Genomic DNA, 11680 nt, shown 5'->3' with positions numbered 1-11680 from the left:
AATATGTTACAAATCAATCAACTTAAACGTGAACTGGGTAATAAAAAAACTGTATTTGGATTGCTGAATTCGATCCCGTCGCCACTGTTGGTCGAGATGATAGGCTACGCTGGCTATGATTTCGTTATTCTGGATATGGAACATATTTGTGTTAATCCAGAAACCATTGAAAACATGATACGGGCAGCCGAGTGCGCCGGAATTACGCCGCTGGTGCGCGTACCTGATGCGAATCCAGGAACTATCTTGCGAGCTTTGGATTGTGGTGCACAAGGTATTGTTGTGCCGCATGTGCAGAGTCGTGCAGAAGCTGAGCAAGCCGTTGCAGCAGCCCGTTATTATCCGGCAGGGAAACGCGGGATCAGCGGAGGGCGCACAACGGGTTTTGGAACAATTGATTTGCTTACCTATTTCGAACGCGCCAATTCGGAGATTATGGTGGTTGTCATGATCGAAGATAAGGAGGGTGTTGAGAATCTGGATGACATCTTGTCTGTCCCTGGCATCGATATGGTGCTCGAGGGCGCGATCGATCTGTCCCAGTCCTATGGCGTGCCAGGACAGCCGCTGCATCCGCACGTGCAACATGCCATCGATAAAATCGCTTTAACATGCCTTAACAGAAGCATTCCATTTTGTGCTGTTCCCCGCGCCTCCAGTCGGTCCGAAATTGAACAGAAATATTGTATTCAGGCGTATTTGCTGGGAGATGACAGGGGAGTGGGATGCCGTGCGATCAAAGCGCATCTGGCAGGATTTAAGCAATTAGATTAATTTTTAAAGAAAATAACTGTTGGACGGAATATCGCATCAAAACGTCTTCTATGTTGAAAGTGCGTCGAATCGTTTTTAATTTGCATCTTTACACTGGTTTGGTGGCTGGTTTTTTTCTGGTTATCGTTTCGCTGACTGGTAGTTTGATTGTGTTCCGGGAGGAAATCGAGACATTCATATATCCAGAATTAATGACAACGGAAGCAGGTGTCGAGCGGGTTCCCGTGCAAACTATATTGGATGCGGTCAAACGCGCATACCCGCAGGACAGCATCTTTTCTCTCCGCATGCCGCGTATGCCCGAGCAGACCTATCTGTTGAAAATGAATAATGCGCATGATTTGTTTGTTTATGCAGATACTTACAGTGGTGAGTTAATCGGTGCACACCAACAAAAAGATACATTCATGGGCTGGGTAACGCTTATGCACACACAGCTTCTATTTGGAGAACGTGGAAAAATTATTCTTGGCGTTGGTGGATTGTTGTTGATTTGTATGGGAGTTACCGGTCTTTACTTGTGGTATCCACCAAGCGGCAGAGTCTCTCAAGGTTTCGGTGTGAACTGGTCGAGTTCCTGGAAAAAGGTGATTTTTGATATGCATCGCGCACTCGGGATCTATACGGTATTTTTTCTATTGATCATTGCCATAACGGGCGTTTGCCTGGTCTTTAATAAAACGACTGCCGAGTTGTTTAATTTTCTGACAGTTAGCCCGCCAAGGCTGGCGTCACCTTTATCCGATCCGTCTAGGAAGACGAACAGATTACCTTCAGTTGATGATTTATTACAACAGGCTGATCGCCTGTTGCCTGTTCAAACAACCTGGATAAGTTTTCCACAAACGCCGCAATCTTCCTGGATTGTTCGGAAAAAAAATTCAGCAGAGCTTCACCCCAACGGCAGGAGCTTTATTTTTTTCGATCAATATATAGGCGAAATGCTGTTGTTCGAGAATGCGTTAACAGCTCCTTTGGGGACGCGCATCTATAACCTACTGTATCCAGTACATGTGGGTGTGGCAGGTGGACTGCCTACCCGTATTTTACAAGCAATTGCCGGTTTTTTTATGACCGTCTTGTTTTTTACTGGCTATGTTATGTGGCGGAATAAGAGAAAGACAGAGAAGCGCAAGCAAGTTTACAAGGTATCCTTGATTAAATACGCAGGTAATCTTTTAGATTATTGTTTTTGTGTGAGTAAGCGCTTTGGGGCTTGGACTTTGCGTCTATTTTATAAATTAATATCATGATTTAATTAATATTTTTATTTTTTTATTTCAAATTTTATCGCTCAAAGAATTGGACTTAATAACGGTGTTTGTATTTCGAAGAAACAGGATCTGAATCCACAATGTTTAATGTGAAAATCATACGAACAATATTTCAAAGTTTTTTATTTGTCTCATTGTTATACAGTATCTGGTTTTGGTACCAGCAAGCGGGTTCCGCTCAAAATGATAAAGATGTACGTAGGGATGTCGTGCAGGTAGTGAGTGCTGAAGTTTCTCAGATTGATGTGCCTGTCAGACTTGTAGCCAACGGGATTGTGACAGCGAAACAGATGGTAGATGTACGCCCACAGATCAGCGCTACGATTGAAGTCGTACATATTAGGGAGGGTCAGTTTGTTCAGAAAGGTGACAAATTGTTTACATTGGATGCGCGTGTTGCAGAGGCTAATCACAGGAAAGCTGAAGCGCGGCTGGCTAAATCCCGTTCCGATCTGGCAAATGCCGAACGGCAGCTTCAACGCCACCGAGAGTTGTTCGATAAGGGCTTTATTTCGCATGCGGCTCTGGATGCGGTACATAGTCAAGTGGATAGTCTGCGCGGCCAGCTTGGATTCGACCGCGCAGCTGTGGAAGCAACAAATGTGATCCGCAGTTTTACTGAGATTATTGCGCCCATTTCGGGGCGTACAGGTGCGATACCAGTGAATCCGGGAAGCTTGGTAACGCCAGATGATGCTGCAATGGTCAGCATCACGCAAATTGATCCGATGCATATCAGCTTTTCGTTGCCAGAGCGGGAGTTCAATACCATACAGCAAGCACTTACAAAAGGGCAGGTAAATGTCAGTGTGCAAATAGAACAGACTATACAGCAAGGTTCTTTAATATTTGTTGATAACGCAGTAGATACCGCGAGTGGCACTATTCGTCTTAAGGCTGAATTTTCCAATTCAAATAACTATCTTTGGCCAGGAATGTACGCCAAAGTTATGCTTGCACCGCGACTGCTTGCCGGTGTTTTTACAGTTCCTGCGCAGGCAGTTCAAACTGGTCCCAAGAAAAAATTTGTTTATGTAATAGAGCAAGATAGCAGCGTAATTTTTCGGCCAGTTGATGTGCGCTTGATCCAGGATGGTCTTGCTGTAATTGAAGGAGAAGGCATCGCGTCTGGCGTGCGGGTTGTTGCAGAAGGTGCTCAGAATATAACGCCAGGTAGTGTTGTCGTCGAATCGGCCACCTATGATAACACCGCTTATAGCGTCCTTCAGGCCAGTAACCGGCTGGTCCAAACTCCAGATCGGAGTGCTTCAGAAAAACATGGCTTCGAAATAGAGACGCAATGAATCTATCTGAATTATGCATTCGCCGTCCGGTTATGACGGTATTATTATCAGTGTCGCTAATCATAGCTGGCGTCATTGCTTATAATAATCTGCCAATTGCTGCATTGCCCAGTTACGATGCGCCCACTATTGTGGTCAAAGCTGAACTTCCAGGTGCCAGTCCTGAAACAATGGCTTCTGCGGTGGCGACTCAATTGGAAAGGGAATTATCCGCCATTTCAGGTCTTTCTGTGATCAGCTCAGCAAGCATACTCGGTGAGAGTTCAGTCACACTGGAATTTAATCAGAATCATCCGATGGACAGAGCATCCATAGATGTGCAGGCAGCATTGCTGCGTGTCCAGCCCTTGCTGCCTGCTGAAATGACCTTGCCACCGTCCTACAGCAAGATCAATCCAGCCGAAGCGCCGATTATTCATCTTGCTTTAACATCACCTACAATGCCGCTGGCGGATTTGAACGAATTTGCTGAGAATCTGATATCGCCTGCTATATCTGCACTTCCAGGCTTGGCGCAGGTGCAAATTAATGGCCAAAAAAAGTATGTTGTACGTATACGCGTGAATTCTGCAGCCCTTGCCGCACGTAATTTAACGATTGATGATCTTGCGGACGTACTGAGTACTGCAAATGCTAATTCACCGGTTGGTACACTTGATGGGTCACGTCAGACCCTGACTATTCAAGCCAATCGTCAACTCAATAATGCCGAAGCATTTGCCGATCTTATTGTGGCAGCGCCTCAAGGGAGCGCCCCGGTACGTTTATCAGATGTGGCACAGGTTGAAGACAGTGTGGAATCAATTAAAAGTACAATCTGGATTAATGGTGAACGTGCAATTACAATGGCAGTACAGCGTGAACCAGGAGCGAACACTGTAGCAGCCGTTGATGCGATTAAAATGCTGATGCCTGGATTAAATGCACAGATGCCGTCATCAGTTCAACTCAAGTTGCTCAGTGACAGGTCAATTTCCGTCCGGGACGCCATTCATGACATTGAAGTGACGCTGATTCTGACGATTATGCTTGTTGTTTTGGTGGTCTTTGTTTTTCTGCGCAAGCCCAGCGCAATTTTGATACCAACGCTGTCATTGACGATATCGCTGCTGGGAGCAGTGGTTTTCATGCAATTATTCGGCTATACCCTGAATAATATCTCATTACTTGCCATTACACTCGCGGTCGGATTGGTTGTTGATGATGCCATAGTTGTGCTGGAAAATATTGTACGCCATATCGAGAATGGTGCACCACCGCTGCAAGCAGCATTGCAAGGGTCAAAGGAAGTTAGCTTTACTATTATTTCTATTTCTGTTTCGCTGGTTGCGGTTTTTATACCAGTTTTTTTTATGCCCGGTGTAATTGGATTGTTATTTCATGAATTTGCTGCCGTTGTCGGGATTGCCGTATTGACGTCAGCGTTAGTATCGCTGACACTTGTTCCTGTAATGGCTAGTCGGTATCTGGCAGAGCCATTAATAAGAAATGAAAAAAATGCCAAGTGGCAGAAATGGTTTGAGCGTGGTTTTGTCCGAATATCGAAAATATATGAATGTGCGCTTGACTGGGCATTACTTCATAAACGCATAATACTTGGAATTGCACTGAGCACTTTGATAGCGACAATCGTATTGTTTACGATTTTACCTAAAGGCTTTTTTCCGAATGAGGATACCGGACAGGCAATTATTACTGTGGAAGCAGTTGAGGATATTTCTTTTCCCGCCATGGTTACTTTATTGCAACAGGCGGAAAAGGTAATACGAATTCATCCCGCAGTCGAAATCCTGAGTATCAATGTTACAGACAGCAATAATGCACGCATGTTCGTGACTTTTAAGCCGCGTAATGAGCGCCCGCACATAGAGGAAATAGCTGAAAAACTACGTCGTGATGTGGGCGCGATTCCTGGAATAAGAGTTTTTATCAGTCCTGTTCAGAATCTGAGACTCGGTGCACGCACGAGTAAAAGTCGTTATCAATATGTATTGCGCAGTGTACATTCCGATAATCTGCATAATGCCGCTGATAAACTAATATCGCATATGCTTAAGGAGCAGCATATTTTTCGTGATGTTACCAGTGATATGCAGTTGAAAGGCTTGCAAGTGAGGCTTAATATTGATCGTGATAAGGCCAATTTGCTGGGTGTGCAAATGGCAGATATCCGGTCTGTTCTCTATAGCGCATTTGGTGAACGCCAGGTTTCAACGATTTATACTTCGAGTAACAGCTATAAAGTTATTATGCAGGTTATAGCCGAGGATCAAATGGATGAAAGTGCTTTTGACAAAATTCATTTGCGCGGCAAAAATGGTACATTAATACCATTATCTACTGTTGTTTTCGCAGAACGTGAGGTGGGGCCAGTTGCCATCAACCATACCGGACAACTGGAATCGGTAACAATCTCTTTCAATCTGGCCCCCGGTGTTGCACTGGGGGATGCTTCGATGCGAATTGCTGAGCTAAAACAGGATTTGAATATACCTGAAAGTGTGCTCGCGAGCTATGCAGGAGATGCTGCAGCCTTTGAATCTTCTCAGATGAGCCAGATAGTGTTGATCATCATGGCAATTTTTGTGATTTATGTTTTGCTGGGGGTGCTGTACGAAAGCTATATACATCCCATCACTATTCTCTCCGGGTTACCTTCAGCGGCTGCTGGCGCACTGGCGATATTATGGTTATTCAATATTGAATTATCGATTATTGCCATGATCGGGATTTTGTTATTGATTGGGATAGTGAAGAAGAATGCAATTATGATGATTGATTTTGCGCTCGATGCGCAACGTAGTATGCACATTAAACCGATTGAGGCCATTCGGTCTGCTTGCTTATTGCGATTTCGGCCGATTATGATGACTACGGTGGCCGCATTAATGGGCGCGCTTCCCATAGCTTTCGGTCTTGGTGCGGGTGCTGAGCTGCGTCAGCCACTTGGTCTCACAGTGGTCGGAGGACTATTGTTCTCGCAGGTGATTACGCTGTTTATTACGCCTGTTATTTACCTTTATCTGGATGATAAATTTAAATCAAGAATAGGCAGGCATGAGTTAAATAAATAAGATAATCCATCAATTGTCGGAAGGGTGTTAATGGTTTGATCGATTGATGGAATTACCTTGATCCATTTTATTGGTTTATGTCAATAATGTTGAGAATTATTGTCACACAGGCTAATGGTTACCCTTAGAATAAAATAATAGTCTCCCCAATATACTTTAGGTATTGCCTTGTTTAAACTTGATCCTCAGTTAGTATTTGATTGAAGGAGATAACATCATGAAAACAGCAACCATTCAATATTTCACGATTCTATTCATATTTGCTCTTATGATGATCAAGCTGCCATCAATCGCCTTTGCAGCCGAACAAGACACACAAGCCAGATCAACTGTAATGAATGCCGCAGGTAATACCGATCATGAAACGTTGGCGCACTATTATGAAGATCAGGCCAAAGAGATGCAGGCTAAAATACAAGAACAGGTAGAAGCGATCAATCATAAGCCCAGCACCAGCTTCCTGGGTAGAAACGGGCAACGTATCAAAAAGCATGTAGTTTATAAAATTCACGAATTCGAAAAAGCTGCAGTAGAAAATCTGCAAAAAGCTGCGTACCATAACAAAATGGCCGAAAAGCAAAAAAATCGCAAGCAATTCGCCGAATCAGGCAAGATTAAAGGATAGACTTGGTGCCACCCATATGGTTTTAAAAGAACAGTCAAAAGCAACCCTGTAGTTTCCATTGTTTTAAATGGTAATCTTCACAACCCACTTCGGTGGGTTTTTTTATGGGCTGACATATCGTTTGAGAAACGTTACCGTAACAGATGATGTGTTAGACAACATGCAAAAATTGCCAGGAAAAGGCCAGAAATCAATGCTGAATATTTTTCATCATATTCATTAATAAGTATTTAATACAATTATTTAATTCTTGTTGCTGAAAGCCTTTGGATGTTGATAGGTGGTAAATTTTGGTAATTGATTTAATGTCGTGTGGTATCTGCAATGACTCATCTTTTGCAACAAGACATTCAGCTCCTGGTACTCCAACAGCTTAGAAATGACGAGTAAAGGGTGCGCAGGATAATTCGTCGTAACGTACAGCCTTTGTCAAGAAATCTGTCAAGCCAGTAACAGGGGAAAATTAACTGTATGCATCATTTCTATAGTGCATATTCATACATTGTTTCTTTCCAACCCTGTAAACTAATAGAAAATTATAGACTGATTCAGCCACAAGAATCCGAGATTTGAATGTGATGTCGATATGGAAAATTTTATTGCATAACACATCCATTTTAGAATAATCAGGATTTTGCAGAAAAATGTTAATGATTGAGTCCGGCAAATAACCCTTTAAATTTCCGGTACTGGGAGAAGCGGCATGAATACGACAGAATCGATAAAGTATGGCATCACGTTGCTGACAGACAACGATATCTATCTTTTCAAACAGGGTACTCATGTCAGGCTTTATGACAAGCTTGGCGCGCATATGCTGACCATTGAGGACAAGAGCGGCGTATTGTTTGCAGTGTGGGCACCTAACGCCCGGTACGTCTCGGTGATAGGCGATTTCAACAGTTGGGACGCCGATACGCATCCTTTAAGAATACGTGAGGATGGTTCCGGAATCTGGGAAGGGTTCATACCGGGTCTCGGACAAAATATTACTTATAAGTATCGCGTCGTTTCACGACATCACAATTATCAGGCAGACAAAGGTGATCCTTTCGCCTTTTGTTGGGAAGCGCCACCCAAAACGGCTTCAAAAGTCTGTGCGCTGGATTATCACTGGAACGACAATGCATGGATGAAGCGCCGGTCCAGAGACAACAGTCTGAATGCACCTTTGTCCATTTATGAAATGCATCTGGGTTCTTGGCGGCGCATGCAGGAAAAAGCGGATCGCCTGCCTACATACCGGGAGCTGGCCGAGTGGTTGCCTGACTATATCAGCAATATGGCGTTTACGCATGTCGAGTTTCTGCCGATAACAGAACATCCTTTCTATGGTTCATGGGGTTATCAGACGACCGGTTATTTTGCGCCAACTGCGCGCTACGGATCACCTCAGGACTTCATGTATCTCGTTGATTGTCTGCACCAGAGGGGGGTAGGTGTGATTCTGGACTGGGTGCCCTCTCATTTTCCTGACGATGTCCACGGTTTGCGCTACTTCGATGGCACGCATTTATTTGAACATGCTGACCCCAGGCAGGGATACCATCCTGACTGGCACAGTTATATTTTTAACTATGGGCGTCATGAAGTCCGTTCCTTTTTGATGAGCAGCGCTTTATTCTGGTTGGACAAATATCATGTCGATAGTTTGCGCGTAGATGCAGTCGCTTCCATGCTTTATCTGGATTACGGTCGACAGGAAGGCGAATGGATTCCCAATAAACACGGTGGCAATGAGAATCTGGACGCGATCGGGTTTCTGCGCAGTTTGAATGAAGCGGTATACAGGGATTATCCGGATGTACAGACGATTGCTGAGGAATCCACCGCCTGGCCTGCGGTTTCCCGCCCTACCTACCTGGGTGGTCTGGGTTTTGGGATGAAGTGGAATATGGGCTGGATGCACGACACACTGAAATATTTTTCCAGAGAACCGGTTTTTCGAAAACACCATCATGATCAGCTTACTTTCAGTCTGTGCTATGCATTTCATGAAAACTTTCTGCTTCCCTTTTCACATGACGAAGTAGTCCATGGCAAGGGCTCCTTGATCGGCAAGATGCCTGGCGACGAATGGCAAAAGTTTGCCAATCTACGGGTGCTTTTCGGCTATATGTACGGCCATCCCGGCAAGAAGCTGCTGTTTATGGGTTGTGAGTTTGCGCAATGGCGTGAGTGGCACCATGATCACAGCCTGGAATGGCATCTGCTGCAACAGGCACCGCACCGCGGCATACATGACTGGTTAAGAGACCTGAATCATTTCTATCGCAGCGAACCGGCGCTCTATGAACAGGATTTCGAATCTGAAGGTTTTGAATGGGTCGACAGTCACAACTGGGAAGAGAGTACCTTAAGCTTTGTCAGGAAAGCGAAGCGCAACAACGATATCATCCTGGTGGTGTGCAATTTCACCCCGGTTCCGCGCATCAACTATCATGTGGGAGTGCCGCGCGGCGGGTGGTGGTGCGAAGCACTGAACAGTGATGCCATTATCTACGGGGGTAGCGGTTATGGCAATTTCGGTGGCGTAGAAGCTGCACCTGTCAATCTGCACGACAGATCTCATTCGCTGGCATTGAATCTGCCGCCGCTGGCGGTTCTTTTTTTCAAGTCGGAGGCATAAATGGTACATAATTTACCCAAAGAAGGCAGACGTCGCGTGGTCGTTGAACGCGTAACACCGCAGATAAACGGCGGGCGTTTTCCTATTAAACGTACAGTGGGTGAATCCGTTGTAGTGGAAGCCGATGTGTTCACCGATGGCCATGATCATATTCAATGTCAGTTACAGTATCGCAATGAAATCAGTGCACAATGGCATACTGTATTGATGAAGCCATTAGGCAATGATCGCTGGCAGGGCTCATTCCCGGTGCGGGATCTAGGGCGTTATCTGTATACCGTCGCCGCCCGGATTGATCATTTTTTATCGTGGCGCCATGATCTGACCAGGCGTATCGAACCGGAAGATATTGATATTGCGCTTTTGGTGGGGGCGGAACTCATTGAGGCGGCTGCGAAACATGCGTCAGGTGCAGATGCAAAAAAACTGCAGCAAGCTGCACGGATTTTGAACGATAATGATGACCGGCATACGCGTATGGACGTGGCGATGGGAGAAGAACTTGCTCAGCTTATGGCACGTAACGTCGACCTTCTGCTGACCACTATTTATGATCACACACTGGTGGTGGTGGTTGATCCGGAGTTGGCCCGCTTTGGCGCCTGGTATGAAACTTTTCCGCGTTCCTGCAGTGAACAATCCGATTGTCATGGCACCTTCGCAGATTGTGAAGCCCGCCTGCCCTATATCGCCGAAATGGGGTTTGATGTGCTCTATCTGCCGCCCATACACCCCATCGGTCATACTAAACGCAAAGGCCGCAATAACACTTTGATAGCCTATGAATCCGACACGGGCAGTCCATGGGCGATCGGCTCAAAAGAAGGCGGGCATCTCAGTGTCCATCCTGAACTGGGTACCCTGCAGGAATTCCGTAGCCTGGTGACCCGCGCCCGCGGCCATGGACTGGAAATTGCCCTGGATATCGCTTTTCAGTGTTCACCGGATCATCCTTATGTAACGGAACACCCTGCGTGGTTCCGGCATCGCCCCGACGGCAGCGTGCAATATGCTGAGAATCCGCCGAAGAAATACGAAGATATCTATCCTTTTGATTTTGAAACCGCGGACTGGCAAGGTTTATGGGTTGAACTGGAGGATGTTTTCCGTTTTTGGATTGAACAGGGCGTGCGAATTTTCCGGGTGGATAATCCCCATACCAAGAGTTTTTATTTCTGGGAATGGTTGATTGCCAACATCAAACGCGACCATCCTGAAACTATTTTTCTGGCTGAAGCATTTACCCGGCCCAAGGTGCTGCATTATCTGGCCAAGCTGGGTTTCAGTCAGTCATATAATTATTTTCCCTGGCGTAACACCAAACACGAGCTGACAGAATACCTTGTGCAACTTGCCCATGGCCCGGAACGTGAATACCTGCGTCCTAATCTGTGGCCGAATACACCGGACATACTGACTGAATATCTGCAGTTTGGTGGCCGACCGGCTTTCATGATCCGGTTGGCGCTTGCCGCTACGTTGGGCGCCAGTTACGGCATTTATGGTCCGGCATTCGAGTTATTCGAGAATACACCGCGAAAACCCGGTAGCGAGGAATATCTCAATTCGGAAAAATATCAAATCCGAAACTGGGAGCTGAACCGGCACGATAGCCTTAAAGATTATGTTGCCCGAATCAACCGTATCCGCAAGGAAAACCCTGCACTGCAACACAACCGGACATTGCAATTTCAATCGGTAGATAACGATTCGCTTATCTGTTACAGTAAAACAACAGAGGATTTGACTAATATCGTTTTAGTAGTGGTCAACCTGGATCCTCATCATACGCAATCGGGCTGGGTCGATATTCCATTGGATACTTTTGGATTAGAAGCTGGTCGCTCTTATCAAGTGCATGATTTATTGAGTAACGCTCGCTTTATCTGGAATGGGCCGCGCAACTATGTCGAGTTGCAGCCTCATGTTGTACCTGTTCACATATTTCGTCTGCGCCGACGTGTGCGCAGTGAACAGGATTTTGATTACTATCTGTAACA

At 45.5% G+C, this 11680-nt stretch carries 7 protein-coding genes; all 7 read left to right on the top strand.

Going from position 1 to position 11680, the window contains the following annotated elements:
• Positions 1–3 precede the first annotated feature (3 nt).
• The 7 genes from C8R11_RS05525 to C8R11_RS05495 all read left to right on the top strand — a co-directional run bounded on the left by C8R11_RS05525 (position 4) and on the right by C8R11_RS05495 (position 11678).
• Positions 4–774: an HpcH/HpaI aldolase family protein gene (locus C8R11_RS05525; RefSeq protein ID WP_107794819.1), complete on the top strand. Its 771-nt coding sequence runs from the start codon at positions 4–6 to the stop codon at positions 772–774.
• A 50-nt stretch (positions 775–824) separates the two neighbouring features.
• A complete protein-coding gene (locus C8R11_RS05520) occupies positions 825–2027 on the top strand; it encodes a PepSY-associated TM helix domain-containing protein (protein WP_244907555.1) in 1203 nt (400 codons plus the stop codon).
• 101 nt (positions 2028–2128) lie between these two features.
• The gene (locus C8R11_RS05515; protein ID WP_107794818.1) at positions 2129–3352 is read left to right on the top strand and encodes an efflux RND transporter periplasmic adaptor subunit; all 1224 of its coding nucleotides are present in this window, start codon (positions 2129–2131) and stop codon (positions 3350–3352) included.
• A complete protein-coding gene (locus tag C8R11_RS05510) occupies positions 3349–6426 on the top strand; it encodes an efflux RND transporter permease subunit (protein ID WP_107794817.1) in 3078 nt (1025 codons plus the stop codon). The genes C8R11_RS05515 and C8R11_RS05510 overlap by 4 nt, the downstream gene beginning before the upstream one ends.
• A gap of 217 nt (positions 6427–6643) precedes the next feature.
• Positions 6644–7051 (top strand): hypothetical protein, encoded by a 408-nt coding sequence (locus C8R11_RS05505; RefSeq protein WP_107794816.1) that lies wholly within the window; start codon positions 6644–6646, stop codon positions 7049–7051.
• 703 nt (positions 7052–7754) lie between these two features.
• Positions 7755–9680, top strand: a complete 1926-nt coding sequence (gene glgB / locus C8R11_RS05500) for a 1,4-alpha-glucan branching protein GlgB (protein ID WP_107794815.1) — start codon at positions 7755–7757, stop codon at positions 9678–9680.
• Entirely contained in the window at positions 9681–11678 is a 1998-nt protein-coding gene (locus C8R11_RS05495) for an alpha-1,4-glucan--maltose-1-phosphate maltosyltransferase (RefSeq protein ID WP_107794814.1), read from the top strand.
• Positions 11679–11680: the final 2 nt, after the last annotated feature.

Source organism: Nitrosomonas aestuarii, from assembly GCF_003046585.1.
In the GTDB taxonomy this organism is placed as follows: Bacteria; Pseudomonadota; Gammaproteobacteria; order Burkholderiales; family Nitrosomonadaceae; genus Nitrosomonas; species Nitrosomonas aestuarii.
Note: the sequence above shows the minus strand (reverse complement) of the source record. Positions and strands in the feature narration are given on the sequence as shown.